Below are 17,789 nucleotides of genomic sequence, written 5' to 3'. Positions count from 1 at the left end.
GATAGCGCAGCCTATCCCCAAACGACTTGAATAGAGTTATTGCGGCGCTTTGGTAACGTTAACAAACATAGGGAATATTACGATCCAGATGGCAAATAGGATCAATGCGCTGGAGAATAACTCCAGTGGCAAGTTGACCGCTTCAAAGCGCTCTCCCGCTAAGTAACTTAAGCAACCAAACACACCACCAAGTATTGCATTAACATACCAGGCGAGTTTTTGGGTAAAGGCTAAGCTATAACGAAGTGATAGGGCAAAATGACACCAAAGAACAAATAACCAAAAAGGAAACTGCTGAAATTGAAACACCCCAGCCCATTTCAAACCTAAGTCGATCGCAAAGCCCAATGATGCTACTTTAATCATTAAGGTTAAGTCTTTGCGTCCCCTTTGAGATAGAGCAAAGTGGACTAATAACAGGCCTGTGGTTAACCATAAAGCCGAGTTTTGATATAGGATAGATAACCACCAGACGGCTTGAAACATCAATAAATTGATGATCACCAAGTGTTGCTGTGCCAGTCTATCCATCGTACTAATTAACATATCAAATACCCTCAACAGCTAGCGACTAGCACTGCAACGAATGTAACAGGTGCAACCGCTGTAAACAGTATTCAGCACTCACTGCCACGCTTTATCGATTGTACTAATTAACATACCAAATACCCTCAACAGCTAGCGGCTAGCACTGCAACGAATGTAACAGGTGCAACCGCTGTAAACAGTATTAAGCACTCACTGCCACGCTTTATCGATTGTACTGATAACATATCAAACGCCCTTAAGAGCTAGCGGTTATGACAGTAAGCGGTACTGCGGTCTAACTGCGACCAAATGCACTGTGCTAGTCGTTCTTTCTAAAAATCCGCCCTCACAGTAGCTTAGATAAAACTTCCACATACGAATAAAGTCGTCGCCGTAGCCAAGCGCTTTTATTTGCGGCAATGCCGCATCGAAGTTATTGTGCCAATCTTTTAGGGTTTTAGCATAATCTAGCCCCATATCGTCCACCGACCAAGTGACAAAGTCGGTATGCTTAGTCAGCTCATTGGTCATACGGGTCACCGAAGGCAAGCAACCTCCCGGGAAGATATAGCGCTGAATAAAATCAGCCCCTTTACGGTAGCTATCGTAACGCTGATCAGCAATGGTAATCGCTTGAATAAGTAAACGCCCATTCGGTTTAAGTAAGCTTTGTAGCTTTTTAAAGAAACCGGGCAAATATTCATGCCCTACGGCTTCAATCATTTCAATAGAAACCACTCGGTCAAATTCACCCGTTAAAATACGATAATCATCTTTAAGTAAGCTAACACTATCCTCTAGCCCCTCTTGCTCAACACGGTTTTTCGCATACTCAAACTGTGCATCGGAGATGGTGGTGGTCGTCACCTTGACCCCATAATGCTTAGCAGCATAGATAGCCAATGCTCCCCAACCGGTTCCGACCTCCAGTAAAGTTTGCCCTGGCGTTAAATCTAAGCGCTCACAAATGGTCTTAAGCTTATGTTGCTGCGCTTCATCAAGTGTTGCACCGCTATGAGGATATAAGGCACTGGAATACAACATCTCTTGGTCGAGAAACTGCTGGTACATCTCATTACCTAAATCATAATGGGCAAGAATATTACGCTTTGACCCCGCTTCAGTATTACGATTAACCAGATGCGATAAGCGGCTAAATGGCGCGGTCAACCATGATAACTTTTGCTCTAATTTATCCAGTAGAGGCAAATTTCGAGCAAATAGCTGCACGACTTTCGTTAAATCAGGGCTAGACCAGTGATCTTGAATATAAGCTTCACCAGCGCCAATGGACCCCGACAATAACACTTGGCGATAAAAACGGGGTTTATGCACCACTATCGTGGCATGTAAGTCAGACTCTTTGCGGCCAAACTCATAACTGTTTTCACCATCGATAAGACTTAAGTGGCCCTCAGCTAAACCTGGCAGCACATTAAGGAGTAACTTTCTTGCGAGGCTATCAGGCAAGCGCTCAGTAGCCAGATTGTGTTTAGTGGTTATATTTTCCATTATGATTTCTCCGCTGGCTTATCTGGGTGGCCAATAAATGGCACGCGCTTAATAAACAGTTTTAGTGCTTGCCAATAGATCCCCTGAACGATTTTTAAGGTCATAAAAGGAAACTTAAGCAGCATTGCCTTTAAATTTTGAGCGCTCATCTCTCGCTTAAATAAGCATAAATTGGCATCGAACAGTTTCTGCGTATTACGGTTTTCAATCCCGACTCTAACGTCTGAAGCTGGCGCCTTAATCCGCCATATATATTTCATATTCAAGTCCATAAAGGGCGAGACATGAAACGCTTTATCTGTTGGCTCAGGCTTTTCAAGGTCAATCAAATAGTAATGGCGTTCATTCCAAGGTGTATTGCTCACCTCAGCGAGTAAGTATTTCGCTTTAGTATCCCTGTAACAGAAAAAGCAATTTATCGGGCTAAAGTAGAAACCGAAGTGACGAACTTGGCCGATAAATACCACCCTATTACAAGCCTGATTAGCACCAAGCTCTGATGTCTTAAGCAATACTCGGGTTTTTAAATCCGGTTGCTCTGCCACCATCTGATTCAAGTAGTCAGTTTGCTTAAACCTTAGCGGCGCAAAATGCTTAGATGAAAATACCCAGCTCATGCTTTCTAATTGGTTTAATTCATCAAGATCGATACCAAGCATCGCCATCGGATAATTAAATCCATGATGACTTGGTTGGTAACGTCGGTGCATGACATTGCCTGTATAGACACCGCTGACCAATGTCTTTAGCGCATGGCTCATAAACGCATCCCAAAGTGTTCACATACATCAAATGCACTGTGTACACCGTCCTCATGAAAACCGTTGTACCAATATGCCCCCGCAAAATGGGTATGGTTAACACCTGAAATCAGTTCTCGCTGAGATTGAGCTCGCATGCTCTGCTCATTAAAAACCGGGTGCGCATAATTAAAAGTACGCAGTACCTTATCTGGTGAGATCAACTCTGATTGATTTAATGTCACGCAAAATGTCGGAGCCGATGCTGGCAAACGCTGCAAAATGTTCATATTGTAGGTTACAGATGCTTGGCGCTGAGTATTACCGTCTAAGCGATAGTTCCAGCTTGCCCATGCAGCGCTTCGCTCAGGCATGAGCTTTTCATCTGTGTGCAAGACGACTTCATTATTCTGATAAGCCAATTGGCTTAGCACTTGCTGCTCATCGCCAGTAGCATCTTCAAGCATGTTTAAGGCCTGGTCGCTATGACAGGCCAAAACCACCTCATCAAACTCCTGCCACTCACCTTGATCAATTTTTAACTCAACTCCCTTGTTAGTTCGCTTTATCGCTGTGACAGGGCTATTTAAATGAATCGACTCTTTAAAGGGCGCGATTAGATCAGGGATATAGCTGCGAGAGCCCCCTTCAAGCACATACCATTGCGGTCTGTCGGCAATATTTAATAAACCGTGATGTTGAAAAAACTGAATAAAGAAACGCAGTGAAAAAGCGCGCATATCGTCAATACTGGATGACCAGATAGCCGCGCCCATCGGCAAAATATAATGCTCACTAAAGAAGTCGCTAAACCCCTTCGCATCTAATAGCTCACCTAATGTTTGATATTCATAGCTATCGTCGGCAAAAGCTTGTTTACAGAGCTTATTAAATCTTAAAATCTCTAAAATAAATGACCAGAACTTAGGCCTAAATAAGTTACGCTTTTGAGCAAATAAAGAGCTCAAGGTATTACCGTTGTACTCCAGTCCAGTATTGGCATTATGTACACTGAAACTCATCTCTGTGGCCAGCGCGTTAACATTTATCCTTGCCAAAAGTTGCTCAAACCTTGGGTAAGTGCGGTCGTTAAACACGATGAACCCTGTATCAATAGCATACTGCTTTCCCGCGACTTCAACATCGACCGTAGCAGTGTGGCCGCCAATATAGTCATTCGCTTCAAATACTGTGACGTCGTGCTTTTTAGATAAAATATGCGCGCAGGTGAGCCCCGAGATCCCGGTACCTACAATCGCTATTGTTTTACGCTGCTTATTATTTTCTACGATATTCATTAGCGTACCTTTTTAGCGGCTGTTGGCTTATCTGCTTGTTGTTCTGCATTCTGAGACTTCGCATTTGTAGATTCTGTATTCATAGACTCTGTATTTTCAAGCTCTGTATTTATAGACGGTGTACTTTTAGCTTGGGCCGTCAAAGGTTCAGGCGAAGCCGAATGTGGGGGACGATTTAATCTCTCCCATAGGCTTCTTGGGAGTAACGAGATGAGCTTTAGAAGTAAGGTGAATTTTTTCGGAAAATGAATTTCTCGCGCTCCTTTTTCTAGCCCGCTGCGAATCGCCTGTGATGCTTGCTCTGGCGTTTGCTGCATCGGCATTGAAAAATTGTTTTTATCCGTTAGCGGGGTTTTAACAAAGCCGGGGCAAATAACGCTCACACCGATATTGTGTGGCTTTAGGTCGATAGCAAGAGTCGCTGCTAAATATTGCACGGCGGCTTTAGATGCACCATAAGCTTCAGCGCGCGAAAAAGGCAAATACACAGCACTTGAGCCCATTAAAGCCAACCTGCCGCCCTTTGCAATCATTGAGGTAAATGCCGATAAGCAATAACCCATGGCAATCAGATTAGTACGGATCACTCGTTCAAAAAGCTCACCGTCAAAATTGAGTGCGTCATCTATGTATTCACAACTACCCGCGTTTAAAATAACTAAGTCTAGCGGGCGCGATAGTTGCGACTTCACTTTAATCGCTTGTGCTGCAACCTGTTCATTGTCTGTTATGTCAAATATAAGCTTTTCAGCCCCATGTAGCTGAGATAACGCCTGCTGATTACGTCCACAAGCAAATACCTTCCAGCCATCGGCTAAGTAGTCTTTTGCTAACTGCAAACCAATGCCAGAGCTTGCTCCAGTAATCAGCACGCTTTTTTGATCCTTGGGTGAGATTGTGGCCGCGTTCATGTTGAAGCCCTAGCCTTAATCATCTTCACTGCACTGCCGAGCAAAGGAATGTGCTCGTATAACATCGCGCCCACATCGAAGAAGTCCTGATGCTGAGTAATTTTGCGCTCAAGCCCAAGTAAACTGACCCCTTCGACTGAGATCTCTGCGCCGCCATTAAGTTTAGGGTGTACAAACTTCATGGTCCATATGAGCGTTGCAGCTCCCTTGGCATGTATCACCTGATGGATATCAAAGTGGATGAAATCGATATTCTGATAAAGTTTACCGAAATACTCGGTAAGCGCTGCAAGACCAGACACATGGTGCAGCGGATCGCTAAACTGAATATCTTCACTATAGACTTGTGCTAACTGATGCAAATTATCTTTATTAAGCACCTGATACAAAGCAATAAAGTTATCAACGAGTACTTTCTCATCGGCAAGCTGGTCACTGACATCACAAGGTGTCTTATCTGAGGTGAACACTTCAATATTGGACATCATCCAAAAATCTCCTTATCTAAATCCACAGTGCCAGTGTTAACGAATTCTTTGCTTGTAGAACGCTTCATTACGGATAACTCGGCGATAGCTCTATTTCTAGCAAACTTGTGCTCGACTATGGGTGGAACATAAACGGGTGGAACATAAAAGCTACTATCAAAAAGCTGCGCAGGTGATGGCATTTTAAGCTTATGAATTAATTTCAAATCTACGCCATCTAGCTCAGGTAAATACTTACGGATGAAAGCGCCTGTTGGATCAAACTTTTCGCACTGAGAAATAGGATTAAACACCCTAAAATAGGGCTGAGCATCACACCCGGTCCCCGCAGACCATTGCCAGCCGCCGTTATTCGCCGCTAAATCACCATCGATCAACTTTTGTTTAAAATACCCCTCCCCCCAACGCCAATCGATAAGCAGATGCTTGGTTAAAAAACTCGCAGTGACCATACGTAAGCGATTATGCATCCAGCCCGTTTGATTGAGTTGCCGCATAGCCGCATCAACCAGTGGGTAACCGGTGCGCCCATCACACCAGGCTTGAAATTCTTGCGGATTATTACGCCAAGCAATGTTATTGGCGAGAAGGTTGAAATTGCCCTGCTTGGATAGTCTTGGAAAAGCCACCAGCAGATGACGGTAAAACTCACGCCAAATGAGTTCATTGAGCCAACATCGAGCGGGGCTTTCATCGTGAACGAGGGCATCTGGAAAATGGCTTAGCAATACTTGCACACATTGGCGCGGGCTAAGCACGCCTATCGCCAGATATGCAGAGATTTGACTGGTTCCATCAAGCGCGGGAAAGTCTCGGGTCTTTTGGTAGTCGACCAACTTGTGGTTTGCAAATTGACGTAACTGCTCTTGAGCCGCTTCCTCACCCGCTGTCCATGCTTGGCTCGACTGTTTTTCACAATGCAAGTTTAAGTGATTAGGTTTAGGTAGCGCTGCCGATACCGCTTGTGGCTTAGCTAAAGTCGTTATCTGATTTTGTGCCGCAATTTGACGCCACTTTTTTGCGAACGGGGTAAAAACCTTATACATCTCCCCCGATAGATTAAGCACACTAAGAGGTGCCAGCAGGCAATGCTGCAGGTAAAGCTCAATATTAATCCCGGATACTGCGACAGCATGATCTCGTTGCTGCTCGTTAAATTCTGGCTCACTGCTGGCAAAGACTTTTTCAATCTGCCAATCATTGATGTATCTGCCTAACCATTGAGGGATCTCATCGAAAGTCTCTAGATGACAAACATCGAGAGGGATCCCGAGCTTGGCAAGCTCTACAGCAAGCAAGTTAAGCTGCCTTTCAATAAAGTCTAATTGGATCGGTGCGACATCATGGGCTTGCCACTGCGTTGGTGTAGCTAAAAATAACGCTCTGACACTGGCACCGCGACTGCTTGCATACTCACAAGCAGCCATTAAGGCTTGGTTATCTTGTAAACGCAGGTCATTTCTAAACCAAATCAAGGCGTGACCAAATGGTTGCTGATGCTCACTCATTAGTCTCTCCTGTGCTCAAATATCATCTCTAATAGGCATAGCGTAATTTTAGCTCTTGAGGGTGCGGGTTTAGATAGACTTGGTTTTCAATATAAGGCGTTGGAAACTCTCTTAGATAATGATTAATAAGCGTCATCGGCACCAAAATAGGTTGTAAGCCTTGGTTATATTTAAGGATGGATTCGCTCAGCTCAGACTTTTGAGCACTCGATAAATGCTTCTTGAAGTAACCTTGGATATGCTGCAGCGCACTCGTGTGATTTTTACGGGTCGCTCTGATCTTTAAGATCTGCATAAAGCCAGTAAAGTAATCGTTGGCGATTTGCTCAAGGTCGCCAGTCAAATCGGCTAGTAAAGGCCCGAGTTCTCTATATAGTTTGGGATTATGTGCCATTAGCATATATTTATAACGAGCATGAAAATCGAGGAGGTTACTTTTGGTAAAGCCTGATACTTTTAAGCAATGCCAGTCATGATAGGCATAAACGCGAGTAAAGAAGTTTTCACGGATCCGTAAATCATGCAGCCGCCCCTCCTCTTCAACAGGCAATAAAGGGTATCGCTCCATTAATTTTCTAGCGTAAACACCAATGCCAGATTTCCAGCCATTATTCGTCCCATATTTATATTCAGTCACCCGCTCCATACCACAAGTCGGTGACTTAGCGCACAGGATATAACCGCCCAAAAAATCCAATTGTTCAACTTTTTTCTCGCTAAATGCGTTCAATTTGTCAGTCACATCCACCGAACCATCAGCGCTTTTTACAAAGATGACGTCACCGTCTTTTTCAAGGCGAATCGATTTTCTTGGCGCCCCCATGCCAATCGCCATTTCAGGGCAAACTGGCACGTAATGAAAATGCTCAGCAATCTCTTTACGACAATAACTCGACGCTTTATGACCACCATCGAAACGTACTTTCTCTCCGAGTAAACAGGCACTAATTCCGATTTGGATTTTATCTGGATTAAATTGGCTCATGGTCAAACTCCTCTATTAAGAAGTACTTACGTTTCCAACTTACACAAAGATCACTTTTGCTACAATTTATATTAATAAGGACACATAAAAAACGCCAGCTATTATGCTGGCGTTTCAAGTACTTACTTAACTAGTAATCTTAACTAACAATATGCTTAACGGCTCTTTTGCGCAAAACGCTCCAAGCCCCATACCAATAAAATACCGGCAAACATGGCGATAACGGCATAAATCACCAACGAAGGTTGACCGGTAAGGTGTTCATACTGCATTGGCGAAATGATACGCTCATCAAGCGGCACCATTTGGCCTTTTGAGTTTTCGCGAAAAGTCAGCACCTCTTTCCAAGGCCAAATTTTACCTAAGGTACCCAGCATCAAGCCCGTTAAAAATACCAACGTGGCGTCATGATACTTTCTCAGCAGCGCTGACAATACGTGACTAAAACTGAGTATGCCGATTGCCGCACCTGCGGCAAAGGTCGCCATAATCGCAATGTCAAAGTTCTTCACCGCGCCAATCACTGGCGTATATAACCCCAGGAGTAACAATATAAAGCTGCCTGAAATCCCAGGCAAAATCATTGCGGTAATCGCAATACAGCCACCAAGAAAGACATTCAGATAAGTCATTTCAAGCGCTATAGGGTTTAGCATGGTAATACCCCACGCAAAAACAACGCCTAAAACAAATAATACTAAACGTCCTATGGTGATCCCCCGTACCTGCTTAAGCATGTGCACAACTGAGATAACGATAAGACCAAAGAAAAACGACCACACAGGAATTGGATGAGTATCTAGCAGATAAGTGATCAATTTAGCCAAGGTAAGGATACTGGTTAAGATCCCGCCAAAAACACACACTAAAAACGGACCATTAATATGCATGAAAGCGGCTTTTACACCTTGCTCTTTTATTACAGTCAATAAAGAGGGTCTAATCTTCTTTATACTTTCTAATAGCGGATCGAGGATCCCGGTAATAAAGGCAATCGTGCCGCCTGAAACACCAGGAACCACATCGGCGGCTCCCATTGCCATCCCTTTAAGGTAGGTCTTTAAATAATTCACTTTATTCCTTAATTCACACAAAACTTTTTGTCGGCAAAATTATACTTCCCATTTCCATAAAAAAGGAAATGAAGTTTACTTTTCTAAAGCTAAATTAACCTACGGCTGGCATTTATTGTTAATTCAATGTTAACCTCATCCGACCAGTAAGAACCACGTAAGATATACAAGGACAAGCAACTGATGAGCAACATCAATACTAATAACAAGCCCACTAAAGTCATGTCTCTCTATAACCGTGTCACTCGGTTGCCATTTGGCAATAAAATATTCTCGCTAATGGTGAGCCGTATGGCTCCTTATTTTGGCACAGTAAAGCCCATCATCAGTGAATTAAATGTGAATCGCTGTGTCTGTCAGATAAAAAAGCGCAAAGCAGTACACAATCATATCCAAACTGTACACGTTATTGCGATCTGTAACGGACTTGAGATGGCAATGGGCGTGATGGCTGAGGCTTCTATTCCACATCACTTAAGATGGATCCCAAAGGGGATGAGCGTGGACTACACCGCTAAGGCTGGCAGCGATATAACTTGTATTGCACAGGTGAAGCCTGAGCAATGGACTCCAGGTGATATGTTAGTCCCTGTCACCGCCTATGACACAGATGGGGTTGTCGTCGTGCAAGGTACTATCAAACTTTGGATCTCAGAAAAACCTGCGAAAAACTAACCTAAAAAAGCAAAAGTTCTCGACCGATACAAATAGCACTTGTCGGTCGCTGTTTTCCTGCTATCATTTCGAATAATACAGAAACATAGTCATTGTTTTTAAGCTGCGTTAACTAAAATACTTAATCTACACGCTGAATTTAAACGCTAAAAATAGCCACTCTAGATCGACTCTGCATATAGCCACTGACTATAGCCACTAAATTTTGACACTGAATATGGACACTGAATATGGACACTGAAATTGCCGCCAAAGCCCTAAAAGAGCTGGGTCACCCAACGCGCTTGACCCTATTTAGATGTCTTGTCAAAGCGGGCCATAAAGGGCTGCCGGTAGGCCAGCTGCAAGAATTGTTACAGATCCCAAACTCTACCTTGTCTCATCACCTTTCAAGTTTAATGTCTGCAGGCTTGGTCAAGCAACATAGAGAGGGGCGTGTACTGCATTGCATTCCACAATTTGACTGCTTAGATGGCCTAATACAATTCTTGCAAGAAGAGTGCTGCACTGACGAGTCTTGTTAACTGGCTTTGTAATCAACAGCCTCAATGACCGTAAACTAGAGTGACAATTTAACTCAACAATCGTCCTGCCAATAGAAGCAAATGAACTCGATGACAAAAGTAGGCATAACACGTGGCACAATAGACAGTTGGGATGATACTAAGGGCTTTGGCTTTATCCAAATCCCAGGGCAAAAACTGCAAGTATTTTTACACATCTCAGCCCTCGTCAATAACAGCCCACGGCCACAAGCGGGCAATCGAGTCCAGTTTCACCAGAGCAAAGATAGACAAGGCAAATTACAAGCCCAGCGAGTGCAATTGCTGAGTACAGGCGAGGTCAAACCTAGCCGAAAGTTCACCAGTTCACGCAGTCGCTTCAGCATTGGAGTCGCCCTAAGCTTTATCTGTATCTTGAGCTTCGGTTACTCACAACAACATATCCCACTCTGGCTTTTGCTCTATTTTATCATTACAAGTCTTGTGACGTTTATCGCCTACGGCTGGGATAAGCGTTCAGCACGTAAAAATCGATGGCGCGTCAGCGAATTTAAACTACACCTATTAAGCTTATTAGGCGGCTGGCCAGGAGCACTACTGGCTCAACAATGGCTCAGGCACAAGTCATCTAAAGGTCGGTTTAAGTTTATCTTATGGCTTACTATCAGCTTAAATCTCGGGCTGATTTACCTTGTTTATTCAAAGATATTAACAGCACTATTGACTTAAGTGAGTAAACTTAAGGTTTGCATCCCAATTAAGCTCTGCTTAACCACGATTTTCTGCACGGATTTACCTCTAGAGAGGGATTCGTTATCATGAGTGTCTAATCAAACCAAAGTGATTCAAAAATGAAAGTTATTTTAGCTGTTGTGATTATTGCCTGTGTTGTTTTCTACTTTTTCTCCTCTATGAATAACCAAAAGGCGTCCAAAGAGAATATCGCTATCGGCAGTGCTTTCTTAGCCGATAACAAACTAAAAGATGACGTAACAACCACAGCTTCAGGCCTGCAATATCAAGTGCTTGAACCAGGTACTGGCACTGTGCACCCGAAAGCAAGCGATACTGTAACCGTGCATTATCATGGCACCTTGATTGACGGCACTGTTTTCGATAGCTCAGTTGATCGTGGAGAGCCCATTGCCTTTCCACTTAACCGTGTAATCAAAGGCTGGACCGAAGGCGTACAGTTGATGGTGGTTGGTGAGAAAGCGCGTTTCTTTATACCAAGTGAATTGGCATACGGTAACCGCAGTGCAGGCAAAATCGCAGGAGGTTCAACCCTGATCTTTGATGTTGAACTTATCAGTATCGATTAAAGAATGAATCATCATAAAAAAGCCCGAATGCATAAACATTCGGGCTTTTTTTTGACATTCATTTGAAACGTTACGCTTCGTAGCCAAACGGATCGTCGATTGAGTGCGCTGGCTTTGTGAACCACACAGGGCCTTGCTCTGTCATATACTCTTGTATAAATAGATGGTCTTCATGGCGCACGCCAAACTTACCCGGTACACATAACCCTTGCGACATAAAAAAGACGCCTCATTACTTATAACGAGGCGTCTTTGATGACTCTTTGATAATCTAGCTTAGCAATTTACGCTTCGTAGCCAAATGGGTCGTCAATTGAGTGAGCTGGCTTTGTAAACCAAACTGGGCCATTCTCAGTCATATAGAAGTGGTCTTCATGACGTACCCCAAACTCGCCTGGTACACACAGCATTGGCTCGTTACTGAAACACATACCAGCTGCAAGTGGAGTGTGATCGTTCAGTACCAAATAAGGCCATTCATGAATATCTAAACCAACCCCATGACCAGTACGGTGTGGCAGACCCGGTACATCATAACCAGGGCCAAAACCAGCAGCTTCTAGTACATCACGCGCTGCGCGGTCAACGCTGGCACAGGTTGCACCTATTTGCGCAGCTTCAAACCCAGCTATTTGTGAGTCTTGCTCAAACTGCCACAACTCACGTTGACGTGGGCTAGGCTCACCATATACGTAGGTTCGAGTAATATCTGAGTTGTAGCCATGTAGCTGACAACCAGTATCAATCAATACCGTATCATTAAGCTCTAGCGCCTTTGGCGATTTAACGCCATGCGGGTAAGCACTGTCTTCACCGAAAAGCACGATACAGAAGTAAGAGCCTGCAGGAATGCCAACCTTAATATGTGCAGCATTGATAAAGGCTTCCACTTCGCTAGTGGTGATACCTTCATGCAAAATACGCGCTACCGCTTTATGCACTTCCATTGTCATATCTTTAGCGCGTTGTAGCAGGCTTATTTCTACAGCCGACTTGATCATACGACAACCCGCAGTAACAGGCTTAGCGTTGACATAGTTATACTGTGGGTGCTCTTGACGCACACCATCAAAAATAAAGAACGCAGCAGACTCATCGATACCGATATTACCCGAATCAATCCCCATGTTCGCCAGTACATTACCGAACAATGCAAACGGGCTCTCATCTTCTTGCCAAGTATTAACTTTACCGCCAATGACCATGTAACCATTTAAGGTATCAACTTCAAACGCTGGTGCAATATATTCAAGCGATCCCTTAGCTGGAAGAATCGCCCCCACCATACGCTCGCTGGCATACCAACGTGTACCGGTGTAATAGTAAAGGTTAGTGCCTGCATTAAGGTAAATAGCGGCAATTCCTTGCTCGTTCATAATAGCTTGCGCTTTAGCGATACGAGCTTGGTACTCTTCACGACTTATAGCCTCAACACCTTGAGTCATATTCGTTAATTTTGCTAATTCCTGCTCTGCGGTAGAACCGCCAACACCTAAGGTCATATGCTTACCCTTCACTTAATTATTTATATTTAAACCTAAACAAGGCTCATTCATTTGAACCAATGACAATGACACACTTTTATGACCCACTTTCTAGCATAAAATATACAAAGCGTCAGTAATAAATAGGACAAAATGCAAATAATTATCGATCCCAGTAATCAGTTTTGATCGCAATTAGGAGGACTAATTTTGAGGAACATGGAGGAACTTAATTAAGTAGCTATATTAAAGAGCTATATTAAAGAGCTACATTAAGGGACTGTATTAAAGGACTGTATTAAGGGACTGTATTAAGGGACTGTATTAAAGGACTAATAAATGAAGATAGTGAAATAATAGCGTGACACCAAAAATGCTGCCACATCCATTCACAGACAGTAGCGTCTGATTCATCTAAACACTATTTAGCCAGCATCACTTTTAAACCACGACAAACAATAGTCTCGCGGTCATCAACACGATTAACTTTCACTTGTGCCATAGGGATCGCTAAAGCCATCTCTTTTATAGAAGCCAAGCAACCTTGATAGTAGTGGGGGTTGCTCATCAAATTCCCCGCAAGATGGATCCGTGATGGGTTAAATAGATTTACAACCCAAGCTAAGCTGGTGCCAATATAACCACCAGCTCGAGCGAGATCTTCATTACGTACTATATTGCGACGTTTGATTGCCGCGCCGCTCGATAGCTGCTCCAGACTAAACTCTCCCGACTCGGTCATCAAACGACAATGCCCCAATTCACCAGCCATTCCAGAGGCACCAGTAAAAGGTACGCCATTAATCGCAATAGACATACCAATACCCATATCGCACATAACGAGTAGCTCACATACTTGCTTAGGGTCTATCAGCGCCTGCAAGCCAGCATCGCAGTCATTGGCAATCAGTATACGCGCAGCTTTAGTCATTAACTTATCGGCATTTAAGCCCTTAAGCCCGGGTAACGACTGACATGAAACTAATTGCTGCTCCTGTACTAACCCTGGAAGCGCAATGCCTAGCGCGTAGTCATTTAAGCCATAATCTTGCTCTAGCTCTATGATCTGAGTATTTAAACTATCTATGTTAAAGCTATCTGCCACAGCGATTTTGTACTGCTCGATTCGGCCTTGAATTTTTATCTCAAATAAGGCTTTCGACCCACTAATATCGATTGTTAATGTTTGCACTCAGCCCCCAATGACACGGTTATACCACGACTAATACCCATCCCCACGAACAAATAAAATTCTAACATAATAAAGACTTACAACCCTACACTGGGGTTTAGAATAAACGTTAACCGCGTTAATCTTGAGCAATTACTCTATAGTTATCGACACGATTTCCCAAGATTGCTCAAGCTCAATTCAGCACTTATTGATCAAATACAGCTTTTACTCGGCTCCACTTCCACCAAGCGATAAGGACTAGCAGTGCGGCTATCAAAGGCAAACAGCTGACCAGTAACACGCTCCAACCTAGCTTATGGATCACTAAGCCCGCACTGAGTGATGCCAGCGCCTGCGCACCAAATACAAACGTGTCGTTAAATGCTTGCACCTTGTAGCGCTCACTCTTGCTATAACAGCGTGGGAGTAAGGCTGTACCGGCTACAAATAGGAAGTTCCAGCCTATACCAAGTAGTACTAGCGCAGCCCAGTAGTTAAGTAGATCCCGCCCCATAATCGCTGTCACTATGGTGATAAGGTAAGCGCAAAGACCCAATAACATCATCTTAGATACCCCTAAACGGGCAATGAGTATGCCGCTAAATAACGAAGGTAAATACATCGCGATAATATGACTTTGGATCACCCATTTTGTATCGGCGAGGGAGTGATGCTCAACATGATGCATATGCAGCGGCGTTGCCGTCATAACAAAACTCATCATGGCATAGCCTAGGGTCGCCCCCGCAATGGCAACCCAGATCTGTGATTGGCTTAATATGTTCATTAACGGTCTAGCATCAACTTTTTCAGTCTTATTTTCTAAGGCTTGTTCGAGTTTAGGCTCTCGGTAGAAACTTAAAATTAGCGCTGCAATGAGGCTAACGACGGTTAGGCACAAAAACGCACCAACATAGGCCTGTTGCCAGACGGTTGTTCCCCACACAGCCAGTTCGGGTCCTATAACTGCCGCAGCAAGGCCGCCAAGTAACACTCTAGATGCTGCTTTCGCAGCCATAACCTCACTGACCGACTCCATAGCCGCAAATCGATACTGCTGCACCACAGCACCTGCAGCCCCAAGTAATGTGCCGCTAACGCAGAACAAAATGAAATTATGCTGAGATGTCGCTAATGCCGCAAGCAGCCCAGACATTGCCGCAACTAAGGCGCCACAGATAAAAACCGGCTTACGCCCAAAACACTGCATCAACTTAGAGACAGGCAGCACAGACAAGGCGAGTCCTATCACCATCGAGGCGATGGGCAGGGTCGCCAACTCAGGTGATGGCGCAATTTCAGCGCCAATCAAGCCACCGAGCAGCATCATCATAGGCGTGGCACTCATGGCAAATGCCTGTGCTAGCATTAATATCCAAACATTAAATGGCATAAAATAGGTATTCCTTAATGCTGCAAAGTGTAAATATTGCGCTGTGTTTATAACCAATTTTTATATTAAGCCATAGTGGCATGAACACTTGGCTTAATAAACAATTCGTCCAATTAGCTTCACACAGATACTGACTCCCGCAGATAAATTTACAGCTCTTAACCTCCCAAGCAAAAGCGCTTTATGGTAATCTCCGCGCTAAATTCGTACAAAAATAAACAGCCTATAGCCAGTACAACACGGCTTTTACGCTGATAACGGAGTTTGAATGTCAAATACTATTGCAGCACGCCTCAGCGCGATTCGCACTGAAATGGCTAAATCTAATCTGGACGCTTTTATTATTCCACGCGCCGACGAGTACTTGGGCGAGTACGTGCCAGAGCATAATGAGCGCATGTTGTGGGCCAGCGGTTTTACCGGTTCAGCTGGCGCGATTATCATACTTAAAGACAGCGCGGCAATCTTTGTCGATGGCCGTTATACCGTGCAAGTACGCCAGCAAGTAGACGCCGATTTATTTGAGTATTTAAGCCTACACGATACACCACAGGCGCAGTGGCTAATCGAGCAGCTTGGCACGAACGCTAACGTCGGCTTCGATGCCCGCCTGCATACTCTAGCTTGGTTTAACCACACCCATAGCGAGCTTGCTAAAGCGCAAATAAAGCTCACTCAGGTCCAGCAGAACCCAATTGATCTGCACTGGACTGACAGACCATCTCCAGCAAGCCACCCTATCATGCTATTTAGCGCGCAAAGTGCTGGTCGCAGCAGCCTAGAGAAACGCAAAACCATTGGCGCTGAGGTCAAAAAACAGGGCGCCGACATTGCCATTATTTCAGCCTTAGATTCTTTCTGCTGGCTACTCAACATTCGCGGCAAAGATATCCCATGCCTACCTGTGGTGTTAGGAACGGCATTACTGCACGCCAATGGCGATATGCTGTTATTTACTGACACAAACAAGCTACCAGAAAACATCCTCGAGCATGTGGGTGAAGGGGTTAGCTTTAAAAATGAGTCAGAATTGGCAGCTGAACTTGCCACACTAAGCGGCACTAAAGTACTGGCAAGCCCAGAGAGCTGTAACGCTTGGCTGCAACTTACAACTCAGGCGGCGGGCGCACAGCTTATCGCTGGGATCGATCCGGTCGCCTTACCTAAAGCGCAGAAAAACGAGGCTGAGCTTGCAGGCATGAAAGCCTGTCATATCCGTGATGGTGTGGCAGTAAGCCGTTTTCTTGCTTGGTTAGATCGCGAAGTTGCCGCTAATCGCCTATACGATGAAGCCGTACTTGCAGATAAACTGGAAAGCTTTCGCTTAAGCGATCCCTTATACCAGGAGCCGAGTTTCGATACGATTTCAGCCACAGGCGCCAATGCCGCCATGTGTCACTATAACCACAATAATGGCACCCCAGCTCAGATGACAATGAACAGCATCTATCTTGTCGACTCTGGTGCTCAGTATTTAGATGGCACCACAGATGTGACTCGCACCATTGCCATTGGAGATGTTACCGATGAGCAGAGGAAGATGGTCACTTTAGTATTAAAAGGTCACATTGCAATTGACCAAGCTAAGTTCCCTAAAGGCACTAGCGGTATGCAACTAGACTCCTTTGCTCGCCAATATTTATGGCAGCATGGCTTTGACTTTGACCATGGTACCGGTCACGGCGTAGGTCACTATTTAAGTGTGCATGAAGGTCCGCAAGGCATCGCTAAGGGGCGCTCAAACGTTGCCCTACTCGAAGGCATGGTGTTATCAAATGAACCAGGCTATTACCGCGCCAATGAGTTCGGTATTCGATTAGAGAACTTAATCGCTGTGCGTCCATGCCAAACACTGACCAATAGCGAACGGGAAATGCTTGAATTTGAAGCCATGACCTTTATCCCTATGGACTCGCGACTCATCGACAAACAGTATTTAACCGAGTCTGAAGTCAACTGGTTTAACCAATACCATCAACAAGTTAAAGATAAACTATCGCCTTTTATGCAAGGTGATGATTTAACTTGGCTAAATAAAGTGACCACGGCTATCTAATCATTTTATCTGTTCGAACTAACAAGCAGCGTTTAGGCGCTGCTTTTTTTATGCCACTCCCTAGGCCTACAACTAAAAAGTGCAGGTTTTAACCTAAAAGTTTGCTATACTCCGCCACCGCCATTTTAATGGTATAGAT

The 17,789-nt window shown here is 44.3% G+C and carries 17 protein-coding genes and 1 pseudogene; 5 read left to right on the top strand and 13 right to left on the bottom strand.

Translation table 11 applies throughout. The features are described from left to right. Nucleotides 1-36: 36 nt before the first annotated feature. The 9 genes and pseudogenes from ACVBJC_RS07880 to ACVBJC_RS07840 form a co-directional block, all read right to left on the bottom strand. Nucleotides 37-546, bottom strand: coding sequence for a DUF2878 domain-containing protein (locus tag ACVBJC_RS07880; protein ID WP_447160322.1), 510 nt, complete (start codon nucleotides 544-546; stop codon nucleotides 37-39). 252 nt (nucleotides 547-798) lie between these two features. Further along, on the bottom strand, nucleotides 799-2,040 hold the full coding sequence (locus ACVBJC_RS07875; protein WP_447160321.1) for a class I SAM-dependent methyltransferase: 1,242 nt from the start codon (nucleotides 2,038-2,040) through the stop codon (nucleotides 799-801). Further along, on the bottom strand, nucleotides 2,040-2,801 hold the full coding sequence (locus ACVBJC_RS07870; protein WP_447160320.1) for a DUF1365 domain-containing protein: 762 nt from the start codon (nucleotides 2,799-2,801) through the stop codon (nucleotides 2,040-2,042). Before ACVBJC_RS07870 ends, ACVBJC_RS07875 begins: the two co-directional genes overlap by 1 nt. Then, the gene (locus ACVBJC_RS07865) at nucleotides 2,798-4,078 is read right to left on the bottom strand and encodes an NAD(P)/FAD-dependent oxidoreductase (RefSeq protein ID WP_447160319.1); all 1,281 of its coding nucleotides are present in this window, start codon (nucleotides 4,076-4,078) and stop codon (nucleotides 2,798-2,800) included. Before ACVBJC_RS07865 ends, ACVBJC_RS07870 begins: the two co-directional genes overlap by 4 nt. A 176-nt stretch (nucleotides 4,079-4,254) precedes the next feature. Continuing rightward, nucleotides 4,255-4,989, bottom strand: a pseudogene (locus tag ACVBJC_RS07860) (SDR family NAD(P)-dependent oxidoreductase); the annotation flags it as partial. Continuing rightward, entirely contained in the window at nucleotides 4,986-5,477 is a 492-nt protein-coding gene (locus tag ACVBJC_RS07855) for a nuclear transport factor 2 family protein (protein WP_447160318.1), read from the bottom strand. The pseudogene ACVBJC_RS07860 and the gene ACVBJC_RS07855, both read right to left, overlap by 4 nt. Next, the gene (gene phrB / locus ACVBJC_RS07850; RefSeq protein ID WP_447160317.1) at nucleotides 5,474-6,985 is read right to left on the bottom strand and encodes a deoxyribodipyrimidine photo-lyase; all 1,512 of its coding nucleotides are present in this window, start codon (nucleotides 6,983-6,985) and stop codon (nucleotides 5,474-5,476) included. Before phrB ends, ACVBJC_RS07855 begins: the two co-directional genes overlap by 4 nt. A gap of 28 nt (nucleotides 6,986-7,013) precedes the next feature. After that, nucleotides 7,014-7,970 carry a YbgA family protein gene (locus ACVBJC_RS07845; RefSeq protein ID WP_447160316.1) on the bottom strand — a complete coding sequence of 319 codons (957 nt, stop codon included), beginning with the start codon at nucleotides 7,968-7,970 and terminating at the stop codon, nucleotides 7,014-7,016. A gap of 155 nt (nucleotides 7,971-8,125) precedes the next feature. Beyond that, entirely contained in the window at nucleotides 8,126-9,043 is a 918-nt protein-coding gene (locus ACVBJC_RS07840) for a DUF368 domain-containing protein (protein ID WP_447160315.1), read from the bottom strand. A 183-nt stretch (nucleotides 9,044-9,226) separates the two neighbouring features. Here ACVBJC_RS07840 and ACVBJC_RS07835 point away from each other — a divergent pair, with 183 nt between their 5' ends. From ACVBJC_RS07835 to ACVBJC_RS07820, 4 genes are all read left to right on the top strand, one after another. Continuing rightward, on the top strand, nucleotides 9,227-9,718 hold the full coding sequence (locus ACVBJC_RS07835) for a hotdog fold domain-containing protein (RefSeq protein ID WP_447160314.1): 492 nt from the start codon (nucleotides 9,227-9,229) through the stop codon (nucleotides 9,716-9,718). A gap of 230 nt (nucleotides 9,719-9,948) precedes the next feature. Then, nucleotides 9,949-10,242 (top strand): ArsR/SmtB family transcription factor, encoded by a 294-nt coding sequence (locus ACVBJC_RS07830; RefSeq protein WP_447160313.1) that lies wholly within the window; start codon nucleotides 9,949-9,951, stop codon nucleotides 10,240-10,242. 81 nt (nucleotides 10,243-10,323) lie between these two features. Next, nucleotides 10,324-10,950 carry a DUF1294 domain-containing protein gene (locus ACVBJC_RS07825; protein ID WP_447160312.1) on the top strand — a complete coding sequence of 209 codons (627 nt, stop codon included), beginning with the start codon at nucleotides 10,324-10,326 and terminating at the stop codon, nucleotides 10,948-10,950. Between the two features lie 122 nt (nucleotides 10,951-11,072). Then, entirely contained in the window at nucleotides 11,073-11,543 is a 471-nt protein-coding gene (locus ACVBJC_RS07820) for an FKBP-type peptidyl-prolyl cis-trans isomerase (protein ID WP_447160311.1), read from the top strand. Nucleotides 11,544-11,613: 70 nt separating this feature from the next. Here the strand turns inward: ACVBJC_RS07820 and ACVBJC_RS07815 are convergent, their stop codons facing one another. The 4 genes from ACVBJC_RS07815 to ACVBJC_RS07800 all read right to left on the bottom strand — a co-directional run bounded on the left by ACVBJC_RS07815 (nucleotide 11,614) and on the right by ACVBJC_RS07800 (nucleotide 15,594). Then, entirely contained in the window at nucleotides 11,614-11,760 is a 147-nt protein-coding gene (locus ACVBJC_RS07815; RefSeq protein ID WP_447160359.1) for a hypothetical protein, read from the bottom strand. Nucleotides 11,761-11,827: 67 nt separating this feature from the next. Further along, nucleotides 11,828-13,045 (bottom strand): M24 family metallopeptidase, encoded by a 1,218-nt coding sequence (locus ACVBJC_RS07810; RefSeq protein ID WP_447160310.1) that lies wholly within the window; start codon nucleotides 13,043-13,045, stop codon nucleotides 11,828-11,830. A 403-nt stretch (nucleotides 13,046-13,448) separates the two neighbouring features. Then, nucleotides 13,449-14,219, bottom strand: a complete 771-nt coding sequence (locus ACVBJC_RS07805; RefSeq protein WP_447160309.1) for an ROK family protein — start codon at nucleotides 14,217-14,219, stop codon at nucleotides 13,449-13,451. Nucleotides 14,220-14,406: 187 nt separating this feature from the next. After that, nucleotides 14,407-15,594 (bottom strand): MFS transporter, encoded by a 1,188-nt coding sequence (locus ACVBJC_RS07800; RefSeq protein WP_447160308.1) that lies wholly within the window; start codon nucleotides 15,592-15,594, stop codon nucleotides 14,407-14,409. A 268-nt stretch (nucleotides 15,595-15,862) separates the two neighbouring features. On the opposite strand from ACVBJC_RS07800, the gene ACVBJC_RS07795 reads away from it, so the two are divergent. Continuing rightward, on the top strand, nucleotides 15,863-17,650 hold the full coding sequence (locus ACVBJC_RS07795) for an aminopeptidase P family protein (protein ID WP_447160307.1): 1,788 nt from the start codon (nucleotides 15,863-15,865) through the stop codon (nucleotides 17,648-17,650). The last annotated feature ends 139 nt before the right edge of the window (nucleotides 17,651-17,789 follow it).

Source organism: Shewanella sp. 0m-6 (genome assembly GCF_052977325.1).
Note: the sequence above shows the minus strand (reverse complement) of the source record. Positions and strands in the feature narration are given on the sequence as shown.

Excerpts from the sequence above, each read along its gene's own strand:
- ACVBJC_RS07880 (WP_447160322.1), bottom strand. The coding sequence starts at position 546 with ATGTTAATTAGTACGATGGATAGACTGGCACAGCAACACTTGGTGATC.
- ACVBJC_RS07875 (WP_447160321.1), bottom strand. The coding sequence starts at position 2,040 with ATGGAAAATATAACCACTAAACACAATCTGGCTACTGAGCGCTTGCCT.
- ACVBJC_RS07870 (WP_447160320.1), bottom strand. The coding sequence starts at position 2,801 with ATGAGCCATGCGCTAAAGACATTGGTCAGCGGTGTCTATACAGGCAAT.
- ACVBJC_RS07865 (WP_447160319.1), bottom strand. The coding sequence starts at position 4,078 with ATGAATATCGTAGAAAATAATAAGCAGCGTAAAACAATAGCGATTGTA.
- ACVBJC_RS07855 (WP_447160318.1), bottom strand. The coding sequence starts at position 5,477 with ATGATGTCCAATATTGAAGTGTTCACCTCAGATAAGACACCTTGTGAT.
- phrB (WP_447160317.1), bottom strand. The coding sequence starts at position 6,985 with ATGAGTGAGCATCAGCAACCATTTGGTCACGCCTTGATTTGGTTTAGA.
- ACVBJC_RS07845 (WP_447160316.1), bottom strand. The coding sequence starts at position 7,970 with ATGAGCCAATTTAATCCAGATAAAATCCAAATCGGAATTAGTGCCTGT.
- ACVBJC_RS07835 (WP_447160314.1), top strand. The coding sequence starts at position 9,227 with ATGAGCAACATCAATACTAATAACAAGCCCACTAAAGTCATGTCTCTC.
- ACVBJC_RS07830 (WP_447160313.1), top strand. The coding sequence starts at position 9,949 with ATGGACACTGAAATTGCCGCCAAAGCCCTAAAAGAGCTGGGTCACCCA.
- ACVBJC_RS07825 (WP_447160312.1), top strand. The coding sequence starts at position 10,324 with ATGAACTCGATGACAAAAGTAGGCATAACACGTGGCACAATAGACAGT.
- ACVBJC_RS07820 (WP_447160311.1), top strand. The coding sequence starts at position 11,073 with ATGAAAGTTATTTTAGCTGTTGTGATTATTGCCTGTGTTGTTTTCTAC.
- ACVBJC_RS07815 (WP_447160359.1), bottom strand. The coding sequence starts at position 11,760 with ATGTCGCAAGGGTTATGTGTACCGGGTAAGTTTGGCGTGCGCCATGAA.
- ACVBJC_RS07810 (WP_447160310.1), bottom strand. The coding sequence starts at position 13,045 with ATGACCTTAGGTGTTGGCGGTTCTACCGCAGAGCAGGAATTAGCAAAA.
- ACVBJC_RS07800 (WP_447160308.1), bottom strand. The coding sequence starts at position 15,594 with ATGCCATTTAATGTTTGGATATTAATGCTAGCACAGGCATTTGCCATG.
- ACVBJC_RS07795 (WP_447160307.1), top strand. The coding sequence starts at position 15,863 with ATGTCAAATACTATTGCAGCACGCCTCAGCGCGATTCGCACTGAAATG.